Origin of the sequence: Paenibacillus sp. FSL H7-0350 (assembly GCF_038593195.1) — a bacterium.
GTDB lineage: Bacteria > Bacillota > Bacilli > Paenibacillales > Paenibacillaceae > Paenibacillus_AQ.
Map to the genome: position 1 here is coordinate 573,137 of NZ_CP151972.1, position 19,155 is coordinate 592,291.

At 54.2% G+C, this 19,155-nt stretch carries 21 protein-coding genes; 17 read left to right on the forward strand and 4 right to left on the reverse strand.

Features of this window, described 5'->3' with window-relative positions; genetic code table 11:
• Positions 1–79 precede the first annotated feature (79 nt).
• The 16 genes from NYE24_RS02770 to NYE24_RS02845 all read left to right on the forward strand — a co-directional run bounded on the left by NYE24_RS02770 (position 80) and on the right by NYE24_RS02845 (position 15,207).
• Entirely contained in the window at positions 80–799 is a 720-nt protein-coding gene (locus NYE24_RS02770) for a YebC/PmpR family DNA-binding transcriptional regulator (protein WP_342477958.1), read from the forward strand.
• 90 nt (positions 800–889) lie between these two features.
• The gene (locus tag NYE24_RS02775; protein WP_342477959.1) at positions 890–1,324 is read left to right on the forward strand and encodes an NUDIX domain-containing protein; all 435 of its coding nucleotides are present in this window, start codon (positions 890–892) and stop codon (positions 1,322–1,324) included.
• Positions 1,325–1,353: 29 nt separating this feature from the next.
• Positions 1,354–2,118: a TSUP family transporter gene (locus NYE24_RS02780; RefSeq protein ID WP_342477960.1), complete on the forward strand. Its 765-nt coding sequence runs from the start codon at positions 1,354–1,356 to the stop codon at positions 2,116–2,118.
• Positions 2,119–2,141: 23 nt separating this feature from the next.
• Entirely contained in the window at positions 2,142–2,576 is a 435-nt protein-coding gene (locus tag NYE24_RS02785) for a GNAT family N-acetyltransferase (RefSeq protein WP_342477961.1), read from the forward strand.
• Positions 2,577–2,579: 3 nt separating this feature from the next.
• Positions 2,580–3,752, forward strand: a complete 1,173-nt coding sequence (locus NYE24_RS02790; RefSeq protein WP_342477962.1) for an alanyl-tRNA editing protein — start codon at positions 2,580–2,582, stop codon at positions 3,750–3,752.
• Positions 3,753–3,901: 149 nt separating this feature from the next.
• Positions 3,902–6,253 (forward strand): ABC transporter permease, encoded by a 2,352-nt coding sequence (locus NYE24_RS02795; RefSeq protein WP_342477963.1) that lies wholly within the window; start codon positions 3,902–3,904, stop codon positions 6,251–6,253.
• Positions 6,254–6,287: 34 nt separating this feature from the next.
• Positions 6,288–7,070: an ABC transporter ATP-binding protein gene (locus NYE24_RS02800; protein WP_342477964.1), complete on the forward strand. Its 783-nt coding sequence runs from the start codon at positions 6,288–6,290 to the stop codon at positions 7,068–7,070.
• 29 nt (positions 7,071–7,099) lie between these two features.
• Entirely contained in the window at positions 7,100–7,780 is a 681-nt protein-coding gene (locus tag NYE24_RS02805) for a response regulator transcription factor (protein ID WP_342477965.1), read from the forward strand.
• A complete protein-coding gene (locus NYE24_RS02810; protein ID WP_342477966.1) occupies positions 7,767–9,053 on the forward strand; it encodes a HAMP domain-containing sensor histidine kinase in 1,287 nt (428 codons plus the stop codon). Before NYE24_RS02805 ends, NYE24_RS02810 begins: the two co-directional genes overlap by 14 nt.
• Before the next feature lie 29 nt (positions 9,054–9,082).
• On the forward strand, positions 9,083–9,955 hold the full coding sequence (locus NYE24_RS02815) for a GNAT family N-acetyltransferase (protein WP_342477967.1): 873 nt from the start codon (positions 9,083–9,085) through the stop codon (positions 9,953–9,955).
• On the forward strand, positions 9,924–10,484 hold the full coding sequence (locus NYE24_RS02820; RefSeq protein ID WP_342477968.1) for an AAA family ATPase: 561 nt from the start codon (positions 9,924–9,926) through the stop codon (positions 10,482–10,484). The genes NYE24_RS02815 and NYE24_RS02820 overlap by 32 nt, the downstream gene beginning before the upstream one ends.
• Before the next feature lie 142 nt (positions 10,485–10,626).
• Positions 10,627–11,610: an aldo/keto reductase gene (locus tag NYE24_RS02825; RefSeq protein ID WP_342477969.1), complete on the forward strand. Its 984-nt coding sequence runs from the start codon at positions 10,627–10,629 to the stop codon at positions 11,608–11,610.
• A gap of 9 nt (positions 11,611–11,619) precedes the next feature.
• A complete protein-coding gene (locus tag NYE24_RS02830; protein WP_342477971.1) occupies positions 11,620–13,656 on the forward strand; it encodes a translation factor GTPase family protein in 2,037 nt (678 codons plus the stop codon).
• The gene (locus NYE24_RS02835; protein WP_342477972.1) at positions 13,649–14,050 is read left to right on the forward strand and encodes an NUDIX domain-containing protein; all 402 of its coding nucleotides are present in this window, start codon (positions 13,649–13,651) and stop codon (positions 14,048–14,050) included. Before NYE24_RS02830 ends, NYE24_RS02835 begins: the two co-directional genes overlap by 8 nt.
• A 209-nt stretch (positions 14,051–14,259) precedes the next feature.
• Positions 14,260–14,685: a DMT family transporter gene (locus NYE24_RS02840; protein ID WP_036693966.1), complete on the forward strand. Its 426-nt coding sequence runs from the start codon at positions 14,260–14,262 to the stop codon at positions 14,683–14,685.
• A gap of 18 nt (positions 14,686–14,703) precedes the next feature.
• The gene (locus tag NYE24_RS02845) at positions 14,704–15,207 is read left to right on the forward strand and encodes a DMT family transporter (RefSeq protein WP_342477973.1); all 504 of its coding nucleotides are present in this window, start codon (positions 14,704–14,706) and stop codon (positions 15,205–15,207) included.
• A gap of 140 nt (positions 15,208–15,347) precedes the next feature.
• Here the strand turns inward: NYE24_RS02845 and NYE24_RS02850 are convergent, their stop codons facing one another.
• A complete protein-coding gene (locus tag NYE24_RS02850; protein ID WP_339807776.1) occupies positions 15,348–16,280 on the reverse strand; it encodes an IS3 family transposase in 933 nt (310 codons plus the stop codon).
• A 5-nt stretch (positions 16,281–16,285) separates the two neighbouring features.
• Complete coding sequence (locus tag NYE24_RS02855) at positions 16,286–16,600, reverse strand: helix-turn-helix domain-containing protein (protein ID WP_342477974.1); 315 nt, start codon at positions 16,598–16,600, stop codon at positions 16,286–16,288.
• A gap of 81 nt (positions 16,601–16,681) precedes the next feature.
• On the opposite strand from NYE24_RS02855, the gene NYE24_RS02860 reads away from it, so the two are divergent.
• Positions 16,682–16,957: a hypothetical protein gene (locus NYE24_RS02860; RefSeq protein WP_342477975.1), complete on the forward strand. Its 276-nt coding sequence runs from the start codon at positions 16,682–16,684 to the stop codon at positions 16,955–16,957.
• Positions 16,958–17,157: 200 nt separating this feature from the next.
• On the opposite strand, the gene NYE24_RS02865 is transcribed toward NYE24_RS02860, so the two are convergent.
• Positions 17,158–18,207, reverse strand: coding sequence for an anthranilate phosphoribosyltransferase (locus NYE24_RS02865; protein ID WP_036693964.1), 1,050 nt, complete (start codon positions 18,205–18,207; stop codon positions 17,158–17,160).
• Between the two features lie 12 nt (positions 18,208–18,219).
• The gene (locus NYE24_RS02870) at positions 18,220–18,816 is read right to left on the reverse strand and encodes an ANTAR domain-containing protein (protein ID WP_036693962.1); all 597 of its coding nucleotides are present in this window, start codon (positions 18,814–18,816) and stop codon (positions 18,220–18,222) included.
• Positions 18,817–19,155 lie beyond the last annotated feature (339 nt).

The following is a 19,155-nucleotide window of genomic DNA, read 5'->3' on the forward strand; positions in this document are numbered from 1 at the left end:
CCTTTACGGGATTGATTGAAGAGAGGTATAATGTACAGGACTATTTAACATCAAATGTTGGAAAGCGAGCGGTAACGATATGGGTCGTAAATGGAATAATATTAAGGAAAAGAAAGCATCCAAGGATGCTAATACAAGTAAGGTCTACGCCAAGTTCGGAGTAGAAATCTATGTGGTTGCCAAGAAGGGTGAGCCTGATCCGGAATCCAACCGGGCGCTTAAGGTGGTTCTCGAGCGTGCCAAGACCTACAATGTGCCGAAAGCGATTATTGACCGTGCCCTGGAGAAAGCCAAAGGCAGCGGCGATGAGAATTACGTAGAGCTGCGTTATGAGGGCTTCGGTCCAAGCGGCTCGATGATTGTAGTCGATGCGCTGACTAACAACGTCAACCGTACGGCTCCGCTGGTTCGTTCTACCTTCAGCAAGAATGGCGGCAATATGGGCGTCAGCGGATCGGTTACGTATATGTTCGATCCAACGGCTGTCATCGGGGTGGTAGGTAAATCTGCGGATGAGGTGATGGAGCTTCTAATCGAAGCAGACCTGGATGTCCGCGATGTGCTGGAAGAGGATGAGGCGGTAATTGTATACGCCGAACCGGACCAGTTCCATGCAGTACAGGAAGCCTTCCGCAGCGCAGGGATTACCGAATTTACGGTAGCCGAGCTGACGCTGCTTCCACAGAATGATGTGGCGATTCCTGAAGATGCACAGGCCCAATTCGAGAAGCTGATCGACGCGCTCGAAGATCTGGACGATGTACAACAGGTTTATCACAACGTGGATTTGGGAGAATAGAATAGCGGTATTTTGAATAAGCGGGCATGCCGATTTCCAGGCTTGTCCGCTTATTCTTTCGTAAGTGAGAGTAGAGGGGAAGAACTGGAAATGGAAGTCTTTCGATTAGTCAGTGTAGTCCATATATTTCTGATTAAGGACGGGCAAGTCCTGCTGCTCAGGCGCGCGAATACGGGTCATCATGACGGGGAGTATGGACTGCCTGCCGGGAAGCTGGATGGCGGAGAGCCGCTTCATACTGCCGCCATCCGTGAGGTCCGCGAAGAATGCGGTGCTGTTATTGCTCCTGCCGAGCTTACCCTGATCGGAACGATGCACCTGCGTACCTCCGGGGATGAGCGGGTGGATTTCTTTTTCAAGGCGGAGCAGTGGACTGGAGAGATCCGCAACATGGAGCCGGACAAATGCGATGAGGTATGCTGGTTCCCGGTGGATGCACTGCCGGAGAATATCATTCCGTTCGTACAGGAGGCCTGGAATACATTCAGGGACGGCGTCTGGTATGCCGCTCACGGATGGAATTAGATTAGAGTAACAGGGGGAATGGCGCAGGAATGGAAGACTGGACACTCAGTATGGTTCTTATATTGGTGGGTTGCGGATTTCTGGCCGGATTAATTGATTCTGTAGTGGGCGGCGGCGGACTGATCGCGATTCCGGCTCTGCTGTCGGTGGGCATTCCGCTTCACCTGCTGCTCGGCAGCAGCAAATTGGCCGGATCGATGTGTTCGCTGACCAGCACCGCCTCATTCGTGCGTTCCGGCAAAATCAATTTCAAGCTGGTCCGCACCCTCATCCCTTTATCTGTCATGGGCGCGATGGCCGGAACGCTGACTGTCCGTCAGGTGCCTTCCGAGTTCCTGAAGCCGCTAGTTATCGTGATGCTGGTCGTAATTACCCTCTATACCTTGTTCAAAAAATCCTGGGGAGATATCTCCACCTTCTCCGCAAAAAACGGCAGGCTGCGCCTGGCCGGAAGCATGGCGGCACTGGTTATAGGTTTCTATGACGGGTTCTTCGGCCCGGGAACGGGGTCGTTTTTGATTTTTGCTTTTCTGATGATGGGGTTTGAATTTGTAACCGCCGCAGGCAACGCCAAAATCCTGAACTTTGCCAGCAATATCACCAGCCTGCTTACGTTCATTGCCCTGGGTTCTGTCAGCTACACCCATGGCCTGATTCTGGGGATTCCGATGGTGATCGGAGCCGTTGTCGGCTCACGGATGGCTATCCGCAAAGGGGCGGCGTATATCCGGCCGTTATTCATTACAGTCACTGTCATATTGATCGGCAAGCAAATATGGGATACGATGCATTAAGCACAACTAATGGAGTGGATGAGATGGAGATCAAGCTTATACATAAGGAAGAAGTCTGGAAGCTTAGGCATGAAGTGATGTGGCCCGAGCGGGAGCCGGACTATATTAAGCTCGCAGATGACGATCAAGGCAAGCATTACGGGCTGTACGTGGGAGATCGTCTGGTTTCGGTGTTATCCCTGTTCGTCAACGGTACAGAAGGACAGTTCCGCAAGTTCGCCACCCTGGAGCTGGAGCAGGGGCAGGGCTACGGCAGCAAGCTGCTGAACACGGTTCTTGCGGAAGCGGAGCAAGCGGGGGTGCGGCGGATATTCTGTAATGCCAGAACCTACAAGGCAGGCTTTTACAAGAAATTCGGCATGCAGAGAACGGATGAAGTGTTCAGCAAAGGCGGCAAGGATTATGTGGTCATGGAGAAGTTCTTCGGACCTGCAACGGATGCGAATGGGGGAGCTTAAGTAATGACCAAGAAGCTATATTATGATTCAGCATATATTCAAGCATGGAGTACCGCTATCACCTCCGTGATTGAGCGTGAAGACGGGATCTATGTGACGCTTGCGGAGACGGCCTTCTACCCGCACGGTGGCGGACAGCCCTGCGATGCAGGAACCATCGGCGGTATTGCTGTGCTGGATGTGGTACTGGAGGATCAGGAGGTGCTGCATAAGGTAGCGGAGTTGCCCGGACAGACTGATGTGGATTGCGCCATCGACTGGACCCGGAGATTCGACCATATGCAGCAGCACAGTGGCCAGCATCTACTGTCGGCGGTATTCCGCGAGCTGTATCAGGCACTGACGCTGAGCTTCCACCTGGGCAGCGATTATGCCACGATTGATCTTGATCTGCAGGAACTATCAGCGGCGCAGCTGGCGGAGGCTGAACAAGAGGTGAACCGCAAGATCTACCGGAATCTAGCGATTACCAGCTACTTCGTGACCGCAGAGGAAATGGCCAAGCTGCCGCTGGTGAAGCTTCCTAAGGTAACAGAGGATATCCGGATTGTCGAGATTGAAGGAGTCGAGCATAACGCCTGTGGCGGCACTCATGTCGCTTCAACCGGGGCGATTGGGATGATCAAGCTGCTGCGGTCTGAGAAGCAGAAGGGTAATATTAGAATTACCTTCAAATGCGGAAGCCGGGCGCTTGCGGAATTCAAAGATCATATGCAAATCATGAGTCAGCTGTCCGCCAGATTCAATACAGGCAAGGACGAAATTATGGACCGGATCGGAAAGTGGGAGCAGGAGCAGAAGCTGCTGGCAGCGGAACTGGCTGGCGTAAAGGAGCAGAATGACAGCTATCTGGCCAGGGACCTGTTAGCTTCTATGAAAGAGGGTAGCGGGGTACTCACACATATTTCGGACGATAGACCACTTAAGGATCTCCAGAGTCTGGCTGCGAAGCTGACGGCACTGACCGACCTTCCGGTGCTCCTGCTGAGTGCGGCGGAGAATAAGGCGGTGCTCGCGCACAGCGGATCTGCGGATTTCTCATGCGGTGCCTTCTTCAAGGCCCACCTTGGCGGATACCAGGGCAAGGGCGGGGGCAGCGACAAGCTGGCTCAGGCCGGATTCCCGTCATGGGAAGACGCACTGGCATTTTACAATTACGCCAAAGAACAATTCTGATGCAGGGCAAGTAAGGAGCTATGGAGCGTTTGTTCCGTAGCTCTTTTTGCTGTTTCCGTCGCTTGAACAAGGATTAGTCCGACTTAAGGATTATTTAACAATTGCCGGATTATAATCAGGACAGAGCTTGACGAAGGGAGATTATAAACGTGTTCCTGACTATTCTAAAAAAGGATTTGCGGCGCAAAAAGGTGATGAATACCGTTCTGCTGATCCTCATCATCCTCGCCTCCACACTAGCCGCAAGCAGCTCCAGCCTGATGTATTCCACCTCCAGCGCCCTGGGCAGCTTCATTGAAGCCAGCAAGGTGGCGGATCTTAATATCACGCTGGCCAATGACCCCGTCCATAACTCGGCAGTAGAGGACTGGGTGAAGCAGGAGAAGAAGGTGGAGACAGCTTATACAGAACGGCAGCTCAATCTCTTCCTGAATCAGGTTACGATGCCTGAAGGCCGCAGGAGCTTCGCGGGAAATGTAAGCTTCGTGTTATCCGCCATTCCTGAACAGGTGAACCTGGTCTTCGGTGAGGACAATGAGCGATATTCGCTTCGCCCGGGGGAGATCGGTCTTCCGGCCAGCCTGATGCTGGGCAGCGGTATCTTGCCGGGAGAGCAGCTGAAGCTTAAGTTCGGTGAGATTACGAGAACGTTCACGGTGAACGGTTACTTCAAGGATGCGTTCATGGGGGCGGATCTGCTTGGACTGAAGCGCCTCATGCTGTCAGCAGAGGATTTCAAGGAAATAGAGAAGCTGGTGCCCGAAGATAAACGGATGAATCTATGGAGCTTCGTGGCGGCACCGGGTGTAGCATCTACCGAGATATCTTCTTCTTTTGCGAACAGTGATCTGCCCATCAGCTTCGAGGTAGATAAGGCGCTGGTCAAGATGACTTATATGACGGACCGGATCATCTCAGCCATGATGTTCGCGATTAGCGTGTTCCTGATCTTCATTGCGTTTCTGACCCTGCGCTTCACCATTGTCTCCACCCTGCAGGATGAATACAAGGAGATTGGCGTTATGAAGGCCATCGGGTTCAGGAACCGGGCGATCAAGCAGCTGTACCTGACAAAATATACAGGGCTGGCCTGTCTCGGCGGCGTTCTCGGACTCGGCATCAGTCTCCCCTTGACTGCGCTGATGTCCCGCAAAACCTCGCAGTATATGATTTTGCCCGGAGGAAGCATCAATATAATGATCTCGGCGCTTAGCATTGTGGTTATGATCGCATTCATTCTGCTGTTCTGCTTACTCTGCATGCGCAAGATTAACAAGGCATCGGCCATTGATGCAATCCGGCAAGGCCAGACCGGTGAACGCTTCAAGGCGTCCCGCCGCATTCATTTACATACAAGCCGTTTCCTCCCGCCCCCGTTCTTCCTCGCGCTGAGCGATGTGCTGAACCGGGCCAAGAGCTACACTTCGCTGATCCTGACGCTGATCTTAAGCTCGGCGATCATCCTGATCCCGGTCAATCTGACCAATACCATCGTGACACCTAAGTTCCTGGAATATTTCGGGACGATCGGTGCGGATTTTTATAGTCCAACCGTCGTGGCAGAGAAATCCGTAGAGCAGATCCAACAGGAGAAGGCGCTACTGTCCAAGCGGCTGAAGGATCAGGGCTTCGAGGCCACGCTTACAGCGAATTATACGGTAAGTACTAAATATATCTCCGATAACGGGCAGGCCAACCGGCGGATCAACGGCCAGAAGAATGATCAGAACGGGTCTGTTGAGATTCTGGAGGGGACGGCCCCGCTGCTGAAGAATGAAATTGCAATTACGACCATCATGTCCGGGAAATACGGGAAGCGGGTGGGCGACAATATTACTTTTGAAATCGATGGGGTTAAGGGAACCTTCATGATCAGCGGACTGTTCCAAAGTATCTCCAACGAGGGGTATGCAGTCTGGATTGCCCGGGACTACGAGCTGAAGACGATATCCGCTTACCTGTTCTCCGGCGAACTCCATGCCCCAGAGCAAGCAAAGGCGGGGATGATGAAGGAAATTCAGGAGCAGTTCCCGGAGCAAGGCATCAAAACCTCGCTCGAACTGCTGGGAGAGATCACCGGCGGCTTCATGGGCCAGCTTCACAGCATCAATAGACTGCTTACGGCTATCATTTGCCTCATTACGTTCTTCATCACCAGCTTGTTCGTCAGACTGATGATTGCGAAGGAGGTCCATGGCATTGCTGTCATGAAAAGCATCGGCTTCACGAATGCCGCGATCCGGCGGTGGCAGGCGCTGCGAATTCTGATCATTATGTCCGTCTCGCTGGTGCTGGGCGTAATCGCTGCGAATACCCTCGGCAGCCGTCTACTGGGTCTCATCTTCCGGATATTCGGACTGACCAGCCTCCGGCTCAATATTCTTCCGCTTCAGGTCTATCTGCTGTATCCGCTGTTGATCCTGGCCGTGGTTATGCTGGCAGTGTACACCAGCTGCGGCCAGATCAAGCGTGTGCAGATATGGAACATGAATAAGGAATAGGCTTATATCTCAAGAGAAAAGAAGGAGTGGCGAAATGGCAGCAGTACTGGAAGTAACCAACCTATGCAAGACCTATATCGTCAATAAAGGTCAGAATAATGTTCTGCGGAATATCAATTTCACGCTTCATGCAGGAGAGTTCGTGTCTGTCATGGGGCCGTCCGGTTCAGGCAAGTCTACGCTGCTCTATACCGTCAGCGGGATGGACCGGCTTACTGCGGGTGAGGTGGTCTTTGACGGGGAGAGTCTCTCGCAGCTCTCGGAGAAGGGGATGGCTGAACTGCGGCTGCACAAAATGGGCTTCATCTTCCAGCAGATGCATATGCTGAGTAATCTCTCCGTTTATGATAATATTATTCTATCAGGCTATCAGTCGCTGAGCGGCAAGGGAAGCGGACAAGGACGCAGACGCAGCGAGGTGAATCAATATGCCGATGAGCTGATGCGCAAGCTGAACATTATGGAGACGGCGGGCCATGACATTACAGAGGTGTCCGGCGGACAGCTGCAGCGGGCCTGCATCTGCCGGGCGCTCATCAACAAGCCGGCTATGCTGTTCGCGGATGAGCCGACAGGTGCGCTCAATTCTAAAGCCGCACAGGAAGTCATGTCTGAGCTCTGCCGGATCAACCGGGAAGGAACAACGCTGATGGTGGTTACACATGATGTGAAGGTTGCCGCGCAGAGTGATAAGGTACTGTATATGGTGGACGGCAATATTCAAGGCGAGCATGTGCTGGGCAAATATATGCCGGAGCAAGGCCCGAGGGAACGTGAACGCAGCCTGACCGGCTGGCTGATGGAGATGGGCTGGTAGGAAGCTGCAAGCAGCAGGAGGAGAGAGCCGTGGCGGACATTCTGATCATTGAGGATAATGATGAGCTGGCGGAGGTGATGAAGGATTTTTTGCAGGTAGAAGGATATTCAGTATGCAGTAGGGCCTCTGCGGAAGAGGGCTTGGCTTACTTGGAGATGAATGCCGTCAAGCTGCTGCTGCTCGATATTATGCTGCCGGGACTGGACGGCTTCGCCGTATGCAGAATCGCCAGGGAGAAGTTCAATCTGCCGATTCTGATCATGAGCGCACGCCACGGGGATGAGAGCAAGATTATCGGGCTTGAGCTGGGTGCGGACGACTACCTGGAGAAGCCCTTCTCGGCTCCGCTGCTGACGGCCAAGGTCAAGGCGCATCTGCGGCGGAGCTATGAGATGAACGAGAACAAGCTGCTGCTGACGGATGGCGAACTTACAGTGAACCAGACCGCAAGAGTAGTATATAGAAGCGGCCAGCCGCTCGGGATGACGGCCAAAGAGTACGAGCTGCTGGTGCTGCTGATGAGCAACAAGGGCAAGGCGCTGCGCAAAGAGTGGCTGTTCCAGCAGGTGTGGGGAGCAGACAGCTTCAGTGAGCCATCCACGCTGACCGTACATATGAACAAGCTGCGGGACAAAATCGAGCTGAACCCCAAAGAGCCAAGACGTATCGTCACCGTCTGGGGAGTGGGATATAAATATGAAGGCATTTAACAGGCTGCTGCTCTGGACATTACTTCTCGGGCTGACGTTCATAGCGGCTCTGAATGGATATGTATCCTACAGGGAGACGGGGACACCCGGGAAGGCTTACCGGATAGAGATCAACCGGATCTATGAGCAGGTGCAGCGAGGAATTCCTCTGGAGGAACTGCTGCCGGATCTGAACAGGTATTCCTACGTGAACGGCTTAAGCTGGATCGGGAAGGAGGCGGGGCCGGATGAGGTTCAGCGCTTTTTTGCCGGTATCGGGGTGGAGGACGCAAGTGAATTCATGGTCAAGCCCTTGTATGCGGACCAGCAAAGCACAGGATACTTAAGGTTCTCTTACCGGATGCCCGGGCCGGATGTACGTACGCTTCTGGTGTTGAATCTGTTCCTGCTGGCGGCGCTTGGCGCGGTTATGGGGCTGCTGTTCTACATCCGCAAGCAGATTCTGCGGCCGTTCCATACCCTGCAGGAGCTTCCTTATGAGTTATCCCGGGGGCAGCTGAAGATAGCCATGAAGGAGCACCGGAGCCGGTTCTTCGGCCGGTTCGTGTGGGGGCTGGACCTGTTGCGGCAGACACTGGATGCCCAGAGAGAGACGAATCTCCGCCTGGAAAAAGACCGCCAGACGCTGGTCGCGTCCCTCTCGCATGAACTCAAAACCCCAGTCGCCACGATCAGGCTTTACGCCAGCGCCCTTGCGGACAGCCTCTATGACAGTGAAGTCAAGCGGCAATCGGCCGCCCGGATGATTGGTCAGCAAGCAGAGCAAATGGAGCAGCTGATCGGCGGGATCATCACCGCGTCCGTCTCCTCTTTGCAGAATGTAGAGGTGGTTCCGGGAGAATTCTATCTCAGCGGGCTGATCCGCAAGGTTCTCCATAACCATAAGGAGCGGCTGGAGCTGCTGATGGTGGAGCTTGAGGTAGGTGCTTATCAGGACAAGCTGCTGCTTGGGGACGAAGAACGGCTGCATGAGGTGCTCAATAATCTTATTGAGAATGCCATTAAGTATGGAGACGGCAAGTCTATCTCTATTACATTCCGTGAGGAGGATTACCGCCAGCTGATTGTGATCGGGAATTCTGGAGAGCCGCTGCTCCTGAGCGAGCTGCCCCACATCTTCACCAGCTTCTGGCGCGGGTCCAACGCGGACAGCAAGCCGGGCAACGGCCTCGGCCTCTTCATCTGCAAGCAACTGATGCAGAAGATGGGCGGCGATATTTACGCGGAGCCGCTGGAGCGGGGCATGCGGTTTGTGCTGGTGCTGCGGTATTGAGGCGAGATACATACATGGAGGGAAGCGTAATGAATGAGCTGAATAAGCTTTTGGAGCTGCAACCTGAGAATTTTGCTGCAGTTTATGATTTTTATGCCGGTAAAAAGCATCACCTTCCTGCCTTATCCGTCCTGCTGGAGAATTATCCCGGGCGGGTATTTGCCGATCATATGGAAGCGCCGGCACTGGCTGTGGTATGGGCTACGGGGAGATGGATGTATGCTGCCGGAGATATCAGTAGTGAGAATAACCGCCTGAAGCTAATGACCTTTTTGCAGACGGTAGTCGTACCTGATTGCCAGCAGAGGCAAGAGAACGGGTTCGAGATCTATACGGAAGATAGTGATTCATGGACGGAACTGCTTACGCTTGAGATTGCCGGGCTGAGCGTAGACAGACATATGGAGTCGGTCTATGAATTCAATAGCGAACGATTTATTCAGCTGAGAAACAGGCGTGCTGCTATCCCCTTGGAGGGAGATCTATCTGTCACCTATGAGGAATTTCCTGTTCTCGCCTTACCGGAGCATTATAGGTCTGCAAGAGAGGACAGATTCGTTGGGCTGACAGCCTCTGGTGCTGTAGTGAAGGTTAGGGATAAGGTAGTCTCCATCTGCAAAAATAACGGCTTCGGCGTGAATAACAGGTACTTCATTGATGTAGATACTTATGCAGAATCCGAGCGCGGGAAGGGCTATGCTACGCTCGCCGCTGCATCGTTAATTAGTTACTATCTCGATCAGGGAATGCTGCCCTTATGGGAAACAACGCATGAGAATATGGCTTCACATAAGCTCGCGCTGAGGCTCGGTTTCGAGCCGGTGGAGAGCTATCCGGTATTTGCTTTTGCCATGGAAGGGAGCGGTATTGATGAAGAGGTTAGCAATCCTTACAGTCGGTAAAACGCATAGCGGGAAGACCACATTTGCTAGAGAATTAGAGCGGCGCTTACCTGAATCAGCCGTTATTGACCGGGATGATCTGGCTGAATTCATCTATACCCGGTACGAAAGTCTGCTGCCCAAGCAAGGGGCGAATACGCTCAAGGACGCTCTGACCCGAACGTTAGTGGATTATGCCATCCATGAATCGGAGAAGCACATCATCATGTGTAACAATTACTCCAATAGGGAAGGCCGACTGCGAATGCTGGATTGGTTTCACCAGAAGGGATTGGTTAGTGTGCTGGTATATTTCAATCTGCCCGATGAGCTGCTGTATTCGCGTATAGCGAGTAGTGAACGGAGCACAGCTATCCTTAGAAAATCAAAGAGCTTCGATGTAGTGCTGACCCGGCAAATCGCGGATTTACAGAAGGGGCAGGCTGAGCCGCCTACGGAGAGTGAGTCGGAGTATCTGTTTGTAATCAACGACAGTGATGAAGTACCCGGTACGATTCAGAAGATCGTCCAGATCGCACGGAGCTTATAAGTCATTGGATGCAGAGTAGCGCGGCGGGATGCCCCAATGTATGTTCAAGAGGAGCCGCCAACTGGACCTGACCGCCCAAACCCTTCATAATAAGAAGAGTTGTGAACGGTTCCATACAAACTCATAAACGGAGGTTCATAGGATGAAATACCGCGAGCTGGGAAATACAGGTCTGTCTGTCAGTGAGGTCAGCTTTGGCACTTGGGCGATTGGCGGGGATTGGGGCAGCAGTAAGGATGAGGACGGGCTGAGAGGCTTGCAGGCGGCGATGGAGCAGGGCGTGAATTTCTTCGATACGGCAGATGTCTATGGCGGCGGCCATGCGGAGGAGCTGCTCGCCAAGGCGACCCGGGGGAAGCAGGATGAGATACATATCGCCACGAAGTTCTGCCGCGCCGGTGATATACATGACCCGGAGAATTACTCCGCGCGCCGGATCAGTGAATACTGTGAGCAGAGCCTGCGCCGTCTGGAGCGGGAAGCGATTGATCTGTATCAGATTCACTGTCCGCCGATGGAGATTCTGCGTGATGGGAGTGTATTCGCGGCGCTGGACCAATTGAAGGCCGAGGGTAAAATCCGTCACTACGGCGTCAGCGTTGAGACTATAGAGGAGGGCTTGCTCTGTTTGGAGTATCCTGGCGTTGCAGCGCTTCAGGTGATCTTCAATCTGTTCCGGCAGCAGCCGGCACAGGAGTTATTGCCGCAGGCTGCGTCCAAGGGTGCAGGAATTCTGGTGCGTCTGCCGCTGGCCAGCGGTCTGTTGACCGGCAAATTCACGACGTCCAGTACCTTCCAGGAGAATGATCACCGGAAGTTCAATGCGAACGGGGAGCAGTTCAATGTGGGCGAGACCTTTGCCGGGCTGCCTTTTGGTAAGGGTGTAGAGCTGGCGCAGAAGCTGGATTGGATAGCTGAAGGACGCGGCAATATGGCACGGGCCTCTATGCGTTGGATTCTAGACCATCCGGCAGTCAGCTGTGTGATTCCGGGCTTCAAGAATGAGGCTCAGGTGAATGATAATCTGGCCACACTGGATGTACCCTCCTTCAGCCCAGGGGATATGGAGCGCCTGGCTGCCTTTTACCAGTCAGAGGTGGTTCCGCATATCCGTGGAGAGGTGTAGCGGTACTCTATGAATATAACTGTCGGACTGCTCGCCCATGTAGATGCCGGGAAGACAACCTTCGCCGAGCAGCTGCTCTACCATACCGAAGCCATCCGCAGCAGGGGGCGTGTGGACCATCAGGATACGTTCCTGGACACCCATGAGATTGAAAAAGCACGCGGGATCACCGTCTTCGCCGATCAGGCGGAGTTCACCTATAAGGATGCCCGCTATTTCCTGCTGGATACGCCGGGCCATGTCGATTTCTCCCCGGAGATGGAGCGCTGTCTGCAAGTGCTGGACTATGCAGTGGTGATTCTCAGCGCGGTGGAGGGCGTAGAGAGCCATACCGAAACGCTCTGGCAGCTGCTGCGCCAGCACCGGATTCCGACCCTGTTCTTCATTAACAAAACCGACCGTGCAGGCAGCGACCCTGAGCGCGTCCTGGAAGAGATCCGGCAGCTGCTTAGCGGCGATGCCTTGCTGTTGACGGAGCAGCCGGAAGCTGCGTGGACCGAGGAGATGAAATCGTTCCTTGCCGAACGCGAAGAGACGCTGCTGGAACCCTATCTTGAAGGCACGCTTACGGACGGCGATTACCGCAGTGCGCTGAAGACTATGGTGAAACGCGGAGAGATTTTTCCGTGTATGCACGGCTCTGCACTGCTGGACCAGGGTGTGGGTGAATTTCTGGAGGTTCTGGATGCGCTCACGTTCACGGAGTACGATCATACGCTGCCTTTTGCCGGGAGGGTCTACAAGATCCGCCACGATGCCAGAGGTACCCGCATCACCTACATCAAAGCGCTGCAGGGCGTTCTGAAGAACCGCGAGAGCTTGGCTTATGGCCCTGAAGCGGAACAAACTTCCGAACGGATTACCGGAATCCGCAAGTATAACGGTACTGCTTATAGCGCTGCTGACTGGGCTGCCGCCGGGGAGCTGTTCGCCGTTGTCGGCCTAAGCTCCGTGCTACCCGGTGCGGGAGTGGGCGCACTTCAGGACGCGCAGGGCAGCGGACTTATACCCACCTTGAAATCCAAGGTGCTCTTCAAGCCGCCCGTGCACCTGAAGGAGCTGATGCATGCTTTCGGACAGCTCGGCGTGGAAGATCCGTCACTGAATGTAAGCTGGGATGAAGATCTCCAGGAGCTGCATATCCATGTGATGGGCGGGATACAGCTTGAGATTCTGGAGCAGATCGTGGCGGAGCGGTTCCGGCTTAAGATCTCGTTCGGCCCGCCGGAGATTCTCTACAAGGAGACCATTGCCGGTAGGGTCTATGGCTGCGGGCATTTCGAGCCGCTGGGCCACTACGCCGAGGTTCATCTGATGCTTGAGGGAGGGGAACGCGGGAGCGGGATCACGTTCATGAACCGCTGCCACCCGGATGATCTCGCGGCAGGCTACCAGCATCAGATTGAGCAGCATCTGCTGGAGAGCGGCCATCACGGCCTGCTGACCGGTTCCCCGCTGACAGATCTGAAGATCACCTTGCTGACGGGAAAGGCGCATAATAAGCACACGAGCGGCGGTGATTTCCGGGAAGCGGCTTACCGCGCCTTGCGCCAGGGGCTGGAGCAGGCAGAGAATCTGCTGCTGGAGCCGGTCTACGACCTGAAGATCCGGATAGATCCGGACGATGTGGGAAAGGTTATGAGTGATATTCAGCAAGCCGGCGGCCGCTTCAATCCCCCGGATATTACACCGTCCAAGGCCGTAATTACCGGCACAGTTCCGGCGGAAAGCTTCATGAATTACGGGGTAAGACTGGCGGCGATGACGCAGGGTAAGGGAGCGATGTCGCTCAGAGTGGCCGGATATGAGCCCTGCCACCAGACTGGGGCGGTGGTGGAGCAGCGGAATTATAATAAAAATGCAGACCCGGCCTACTCCTCGGCGTCTATTTTTTGCGCCAAGGGTGAGGGATATGCTGTGCCCTGGGAAGAGGCCGGACAGCATATGCATATTCAAGCAGCAAGCAGGAACGGGTACACGGTTCTTAAGAGAGCAGTACCGTTTCAGCGTGACGTAGAAGGAAAGGTGCAGACTAACAATGAGTAATGTAATAGATAAGGTAGCTTGGATCTATGTTGTGGACGGCAAGGTGCTGGGCGCGCGTTCCACAGGCAAGGATACCTATTATTTCCCCGGCGGTAAGCGGGAGCCCGGTGAGAGTGATGCCGAGACTCTGATCCGCGAGATTGAAGAGGAGCTGTCGGTTCAGATCCTGCCGGAGACGATTGCAGCGTTCGGAAGCTTCGAGGCTCCGGCCCATGGTAAAGCGGAAGGCGTCCTCGTCCGGATGACCTGCCTGACCGCAGAGTTCACAGGCGAGCTTGCCCCGGCTTCGGAGATTGAGGAGCTGGCCTGGTTAACCTATAAGGACATAGACCGGGTATCGGCGGTCAGTGTCATCATCATGGACAAGCTGCGGGAGATGAATCTTATCTCCTAAGAGTCCGGTGTGCAATCATCTTGTGCCGAAAAGTCTATGCAAGCCCGTTTTGAGCCGGAATCCGGCCTGAAACGGGCTTGTTGTCTCTTCAGCAGGGCGATGCAGGCGGCGCGGCTAGCAGACTTTTACCGAATAGGACATATGTCCTTTTCCAATCCGGCGAACTGGCTTTTAATAAGTACAGAGAAGCAAAAAGAGGAGAGAGACAGATGAGAGGGATCATATTCGCATTTTTGGCCGGGGCCTGCATTACGCTTCAGGGGGTAGCCAATGCCAGAATCAGCCAGGATATCGGCACGTGGCAGGCGGCAACCATTACCCAGCTTACCGGATTCATTATGGCGTTAGCGATAGCGCTGGTGGTACGGGACGGCAAAAAGCACGGCTTCCGCAAGGTACATCCGCTATACATCAGCGGCGGCGGTCTGGCCGCCTTCGTGATTTTCAGTGAGGTAACGGCCATTCAGAACATCGGGGTTACCCTTACGATCTCGGCGCTGCTGATTGCCCAGCTCTGCCTTACCTTTATCATTGATATCAGGGGCTGGTTCGGAGTTGTCCGGCAGAAAATGAAGCTACCGCAGTTTATCGGCATCGGGATGATGATTCTCGGAGTAGTTGTACTGAAGTTCTAGACGAAGGGGGCAAGAGATATGTTAACAGGGTTAGTACTTGCACTGATCGCGGGCGCGCTGGTCAGTTTACAGAATATTTTCAACGCCAAGGTTAATGAGCACACGGGCTCCTGGTCGACCACTACGCTGGTGCTGGGCATGGGCTTCGCCGCCTCCCTCGTCATGGGGCTGATTATGGAAGGGAAGAATATGTTCACGCTGCAGCACATGCAGCCCTGGTACTGGTTAAGCGGGATGATCGGGGTGGGGGTCGTAATCTGCCTGGTTCAGGCCACCAGAATCCTTGGCGCCACCTATGCCATTTCAATTGTACTAACTGCCCAGCTCGGCTTCGCCTTGCTCTGGGATTCACTGGGCTGGCTGGGCCTGGAAAAGGTTCCGTTCTCGTTCAACCAGCTGATCGGCGTGCTGATCATTGTCGGCGGTATCCTGGTCTTCAAGCTGGGCGGCACAAGCAATGCCAAAGAGCCCGCCGGGACCCCGGGTTCCGGCAAGCCGCAGGGGGCACTGCATACGGATTAACGGAAGCATTTGCATTAACGGACAAGAGCGTGCACCGCAGGAATGCGGATGGCACGCTTTTTTATGTGTGTGGAAAACCGAATACAATGGTGGGTGCTGGGGTGCGTGGGCCGAATCGGTACTTGTCGTAGATATGCTCTTTATTTCGCTTTTTCTCTCGGCCAGAAGAAGCGGGAGCGGTCTTCTTGGGTCAGGACCCACTCCGCAAAGGTAGCTGGCGGCATGTTCCGAAGGCTCGTATGCATTCTGCGGTTGTTGTAAAAGTCCATGTACCGGTCCACCGCTTCATAGGCCTCTTCGAACGTGTCGAATGCCTCTTTGCGGAACAAATCCCGGTCAATATTACTGTGGAACGATTCAATAAAAGCGTTTAAATCCGGCGTTCGAGGCGGAATGCGTTCATGGATCATTTCCCAGCTTTCACACATGTCGCCAAACAGGTGGCTGACGAACTGTGGGCCGTTGTCGGTGCGGATCACCGGGCGTGCGCTGCCAGGGGCGCAGTGTTGCTCCATGGCGCGTCCCAGCGTCTGGCAGGCGTGCTTGGCCTCACACGACGATCCGCGGTGGTAGCCGACGATGACACGGGTAAACACATCGATAATGCTCAGGACAAAGAAATGCCGGTCGCGGCCCGCCACGTACCCGTACTTAATGTCCATCTGCCAGAGCTGGCCTGCTCCGGTAATGACCCGGTTCTCCGGCAGCTTCCGGGGATGCTTAAAACGCTTGTGACGCTGCGGCTGCAGGATATCCAGCGCCTGACACAGCCGGTAGCTTTTCTTGTGATTAAGCTTTAAACGGTGCTGGTTCCACAAGCACTTGGCCAGCAGTTTGTATCCGTACACGTGCTCTTCTCCAGCGATTAATTCCAGCAGCCATTCCTGGATTTCCTCGTCGCTAATCTTCGCTCCAGACTCGGTCAGGGAGTAGCCGGGTACGGGTCTTCCGCGCCCCTGGGGTACGGCCTGTGTATCCTGTGACTTGCGTTTCTTACGGTCGTAATACGTAGACTCTGCTAGCCCCACGAGACGTAGTACCAGCGCTGCGGAATATCCCTGCTTAATGAACATCTCGGCTACCTCGATTTTTTCGGATAAGCAGGGGTTGGCTTTTTTAGCAGTTCACGCAGAATCTCAATCTCTAACTCCTTTTCACCGAGCATCTTGACGGCCTTCTCATATTTCTGCTCGAGCTCTACCAGGCGCTTCAGTTCCTCTACCTGCTCCTGGGGGTACGGATGATCTTGTTCCCCATGGGCTTCCCGGTAATCCCTCACCCACTGATTCACCGTAGACGGAGTCACCCCATACTTTTGGGCAACCACCGCCGCCTTAATGCCAGATAACACCTCTTGCGCTGCCTTCTCTCTTGTTCCTGTTAAGTGTCCCATACCGTTCATCCTCCTCCTATCTCTAGTCTACATTTTTGTGGGGGAGGACTCCAACTTCATTAGGGGGCTGTGGAGGAATGTATGTGGAAAACCGAATTCATTGGTGGCTGTGAGGGCGCATGGGCCGAATGTATGCGGAAAACCGAATACATTGGTGGTTGCGAGGGCGCGTGGGCCGAATGTATGCGGAAAACCGAATACATCGGTGGTTGCGAGGGCGCGTGGGCCGAATGTATGCGGAAAACCGAATACATTCGAAAGCTACTACTGCTGCGCGGGCATAAACTAGCCAAAAGTAGTGAATCAGGTGCAGAAGTGCACCTGAATTCGCCAGACGCACCCAAAAGTGGCAAATAAGGTGCAGAAGTGCACCTGAATTCGCCAGACAAAACCAAAAGCGGCAAATAAGGTGCAGAAGTGCACCTGAATTCGCCAGACAAACCCAAAAGCGGCAAATCAGGTGCAGAAGTGCACCTGAATTCCCAGGAGGCAGCCATACAAGTTGTGTACACCTCACATAACTGGCGAACGGAGAAGCCAGGCTCTGCCGGCCACTCTCAACCCTGTCCGAGTGAAGCGACCCTTCTGCCTGCCAGTGCGTGCTGCCAGCGCTGGTAAGTCTCCCAGGCCTGGCCGTTGTCCAGCAGAGGCTTGCAGGTATAGACGCCTTCCTCGATAGAATTCACACGCCCGGCGGCATGCAGTCTGGCAGCGGCGTTAAGCAGCGTCTGGTTATAGTAGGCCATATGTCCGCCGCCTTGCAGGACCTCCTCTGCCGTACGCAGTTGCCGGAGAGCCGTCCATTCCTGCTCCACAGGTACGGGAACCTCCAGGCCAAGCGACTCGGGGTCTATGATATCCAGCTCCGCTGCACCATCCTGAATCCGGTATACGCGGTTCGGCCGGTCAATGTACAGATCCTCCGAGCCTTCCACACCCTGCACCACCAGCCCCCGCTGATAGCCGAGCTTCACAATGAGCCGGGAGATCCGGTCGAATACCGTATTATGGAATATCCCGAATACAATAAACGGCGAACAGGAATAGTCGATCAGCTTCTCAGCCGTATTGAAAATCGTCCGCATCCCAATGTCCTCCCGGAGTCTGCGAAGCTCCCCCAGCGGCGGGCACCACTGCTCCGACTTCACGAACAGAACCCCGCCGGCTTCGGCGGCATGAACCGCGTCGCTGCGGCTCAGTCCAGCTACATCCACTCCGCTGGCCTGGATAATATCCTGAAGCGTAATGCCCCATTTAGGCGGCAATCCCGCTGAACCATGCAGGGTAACCGGCAGACCTGCGGCCGATAGCAGAAAGGCCGTGGGGAAGGTGGCGATGAAGGAATGTACCCTGCCGTCATACGGACCGGCGCAGTCGATTCCCTGATGAACAGGCTCACGGAAGGCGTATTTACGGCAGACTGCCACAAAAGCCTCCAGCTCCTCCAGGCTCTCCAGCTTCATGCGTTCTGCGATCAGGAACGCGCCGATCTGCACCGGCGAAGCGGCCCGGGTGAGTATGGCTTCCGCTGCATATTCGGCTTCCCCGTAGCTTAAATCCTTCGCACCGCGTTTGCCGCGGGCAACTTCCTTGAGAATATTAATCATATGGTGTTCTCCTTAAGTTTGATCCTGCAGCATCTGGTAGACCTTGACGATGGAGGTTGCTACATCCACGATCCGTTTACGTTCATTCATCGCCTGCTTGCGCAGCAGGTCATAGGCTTCGGATTCGCTGATATTCTTGGCCTTGGACAGAATGCCCTTGGCCATATCGATCCATTTACGTTCTTCAATCCGGGAGAGCAGCTGCTCCCGTTCCTTCAGCCATTGCTTGCGCTCGAAGCATTGCCTGGCACTGAAATGCAGCGTCCAGTGAATCTCCGGCGGCTTCATAGCAGGGGATAGAATGCCGTCCACCATAATATCGTCGCCGCAGGCAGAGACGGAGAGGTTAGCGGTATGCGGGGTACACCACCAGATTACTGGCGCAAGCTTATGCTGCACCAGCAGGGTTCTCCAAGGGCTGATATCCGTCACCGGAAGATTGAGGATGAAGGCATCGGCGTCACCGATGAACGGAGCCGCTTGCTCCGGTGACGCTGCAGTTCCTACTACATAGCCGCAAGAGCTTAAGATGTGATCAGGCCCTTCAGAGGAGCGCGCTTCTGCGGGATTCTCTGTTCCAGCAGGTTCTATTACGAGCAGGGAATGCATGGGGGACGACGCTCCTTTTACAGTAAGAATAGAGACATCATGAATAGTTGCTGACAATCCAATTACAGGAATGATTATGTTATATTATATAACACGAATTCAGCATTCTTGTCGATGAATTAAATTAATTAAATTTTATATGTCATAATTATTGACGTATCACAGACGGCTGTAGTATAGTCGTTTTAACAAATTCAACAATTCACGAATACAACGATGTATTCGGCTGAAGCGGCAATGGCGCCTGCTCTCACTTATATCGCTTACGGGAAATGTATCTTTTCCGGGCGGAGTGAAGCGGGCTATTTCTGTTGTGCACCTGGAGAGGAGAGAGATACA

Excerpts from the sequence above, each read along its gene's own strand:
- NYE24_RS02790 (WP_342477962.1), top strand. The coding sequence starts at position 2,580 with ATGACCAAGAAGCTATATTATGATTCAGCATATATTCAAGCATGGAGT.
- NYE24_RS02780 (WP_342477960.1), top strand. The coding sequence starts at position 1,354 with ATGGAAGACTGGACACTCAGTATGGTTCTTATATTGGTGGGTTGCGGA.
- NYE24_RS02785 (WP_342477961.1), top strand. The coding sequence starts at position 2,142 with ATGGAGATCAAGCTTATACATAAGGAAGAAGTCTGGAAGCTTAGGCAT.
- NYE24_RS02845 (WP_342477973.1), top strand. The coding sequence starts at position 14,704 with ATGTTAACAGGGTTAGTACTTGCACTGATCGCGGGCGCGCTGGTCAGT.
- NYE24_RS02815 (WP_342477967.1), top strand. The coding sequence starts at position 9,083 with ATGAATGAGCTGAATAAGCTTTTGGAGCTGCAACCTGAGAATTTTGCT.
- NYE24_RS02860 (WP_342477975.1), top strand. The coding sequence starts at position 16,682 with ATGTGGAAAACCGAATTCATTGGTGGCTGTGAGGGCGCATGGGCCGAA.
- NYE24_RS02800 (WP_342477964.1), top strand. The coding sequence starts at position 6,288 with ATGGCAGCAGTACTGGAAGTAACCAACCTATGCAAGACCTATATCGTC.
- NYE24_RS02775 (WP_342477959.1), top strand. The coding sequence starts at position 890 with ATGGAAGTCTTTCGATTAGTCAGTGTAGTCCATATATTTCTGATTAAG.
- NYE24_RS02855 (WP_342477974.1), bottom strand. The coding sequence starts at position 16,600 with ATGGGACACTTAACAGGAACAAGAGAGAAGGCAGCGCAAGAGGTGTTA.
- NYE24_RS02865 (WP_036693964.1), bottom strand. The coding sequence starts at position 18,207 with ATGATTAATATTCTCAAGGAAGTTGCCCGCGGCAAACGCGGTGCGAAG.
- NYE24_RS02810 (WP_342477966.1), top strand. The coding sequence starts at position 7,767 with ATGAAGGCATTTAACAGGCTGCTGCTCTGGACATTACTTCTCGGGCTG.
- NYE24_RS02825 (WP_342477969.1), top strand. The coding sequence starts at position 10,627 with ATGAAATACCGCGAGCTGGGAAATACAGGTCTGTCTGTCAGTGAGGTC.
- NYE24_RS02835 (WP_342477972.1), top strand. The coding sequence starts at position 13,649 with ATGAGTAATGTAATAGATAAGGTAGCTTGGATCTATGTTGTGGACGGC.
- NYE24_RS02870 (WP_036693962.1), bottom strand. The coding sequence starts at position 18,816 with ATGCATTCCCTGCTCGTAATAGAACCTGCTGGAACAGAGAATCCCGCA.
- NYE24_RS02840 (WP_036693966.1), top strand. The coding sequence starts at position 14,260 with ATGAGAGGGATCATATTCGCATTTTTGGCCGGGGCCTGCATTACGCTT.
- NYE24_RS02770 (WP_342477958.1), top strand. The coding sequence starts at position 80 with ATGGGTCGTAAATGGAATAATATTAAGGAAAAGAAAGCATCCAAGGAT.
- NYE24_RS02820 (WP_342477968.1), top strand. The coding sequence starts at position 9,924 with ATGAAGAGGTTAGCAATCCTTACAGTCGGTAAAACGCATAGCGGGAAG.
- NYE24_RS02850 (WP_339807776.1), bottom strand. The coding sequence starts at position 16,280 with ATGTTCATTAAGCAGGGATATTCCGCAGCGCTGGTACTACGTCTCGTG.
- NYE24_RS02830 (WP_342477971.1), top strand. The coding sequence starts at position 11,620 with ATGAATATAACTGTCGGACTGCTCGCCCATGTAGATGCCGGGAAGACA.